We start from the raw sequence: 1363 nt of genomic DNA, 5'->3' as shown, positions 1-1363 counted from the left end.
CGGAAGTGTCAGATTTTTTGTGTGCGGGCCGGTAACGGCCTGCCGTCAGGCAGGCCCTGATTTTCACCAGGTCGGCCTGATGAACCGATCTCCGTACAAAATCGCGAATTGATTCATCGCACTTTTCCAATCATGCGCCGCTGAGCCCCAGTTCGCCGTGATGTTTCGCAGCCCCAGCCAAATCAGCTTGGTAGCTGCGTCATCGTTCGGGAAATGGCCTCGGGTCTTGATGATCTTGCGCAGCTGGGCATTGATACTCTCGATGGCGTTGGTGGTGTAGATCACTTTCCGGATGGCTGGCGGGAAGACAAAGAACGGAATCACTCGATCCCAGGCGCGTCTCCAGGCCGCAACGACCGTTGGATACTGCTTGCCCCAAGGCCCGTTTTCAAACTCATCCAATGCCTGCTCAGCCGCTTCTGCATTGATGGCCTGGTAAATCGGCTTCAGCGCCTTGGCCAGCGCCCGGCGCTTGTCCCAGGCTGCGTAGTCCAGGCTGTTGCGGATCAGGTGCACGATGCACGTCTGCAGCGTCGTCTCTGGAAACACGGCGCTGAGGGCCTCTGGCATGCCTTTGAGGCCATCGGTCACGGCAATCAGCACATCTTCGACACCACGTGTCTTGAGATCGTTGAACACCTTCATCCAGAACTTCGCACCCTCGGTGTTCTCGATCCAGATACCCAATATATCGCGCGTGCCGTCGGGTAGAACGCCCAGTGCCAGGTAAATGGCCTTGTTGCGCACCAGGCCTTCTTCGCGAATCTTCACCCGCAGCGCATCGAAGAAAATGACCGGGTACATCGGCTCCAGCGGCCGCTGTTGCCAAGTACCAATCTCTTCCATGACCTCGTCTGTTACAGAACTGATGAAATCGGGTGAAACGTCGGTTCCATACTGCTCTGACAGGAAGGCCCGGATCTCTCTGACTGTCATTCCACGGGCGTACATGGCGATGATCTTGTCATCGAATCCGGTGTAACGGCGCTCGTGCTTGGGGATGAGAATGGGCGCAAAACTGCCGTCTCGGTCGCGAGGAATTTCCAGTCGCAGCGGGCCATCACCGGTCAAAACCGTTTTCCCACTCTTGCCGTTACGCTGGTTGGTTTCATCCTCTGGGCGCTGCGCGCCCGGCGGATAACCCAGGTGGTGGCCAAGTTCGGCATGCAGAGCGCGCTCGATCAAGGCCTTCTTGAACGCCGCAGAGGCATCCTCGATAGCCTCTGCGGTCATCAGGCCCTCACCGAACTGCTCCAGCAGCTCTTTGGGGATTTTGGGCAGGTCACGCACGGGTTTCTTTTTGGTTGGCATACATGCACCTTTTACTCATGTTATGCCCGAACACAAAATTTCTGACACCCTC

General features: G+C 57.0%; 1 protein-coding gene. It reads right to left on the bottom strand.

All coding sequences use genetic code 11. The features are described from left to right. Positions 1 to 63 precede the first annotated feature (63 nt). Positions 64 to 1311, bottom strand: coding sequence for an IS256 family transposase (locus PM2_RS29385; RefSeq protein ID WP_028700046.1), 1248 nt, complete (start codon positions 1309 to 1311; stop codon positions 64 to 66). Positions 1312 to 1363 lie beyond the last annotated feature (52 nt).

Origin of the sequence: Pseudomonas monteilii NBRC 103158 = DSM 14164 (assembly GCF_000730605.1) — a bacterium.
Classification (GTDB): Bacteria; Pseudomonadota; Gammaproteobacteria; order Pseudomonadales; family Pseudomonadaceae; genus Aquipseudomonas; species Aquipseudomonas monteilii.
The sequence above is the reverse complement of the archived record's forward strand: the minus strand, read 5'-3'. Positions and strand labels throughout refer to the sequence as shown.

What these genes read in the sequence shown, in the direction of transcription:
- PM2_RS29385 (WP_028700046.1), bottom strand. Translation starts at nt 1,311, where the DNA reads ATGCCAACCAAAAAGAAACCCGTGCGTGACCTGCCCAAAATCCCCAAA.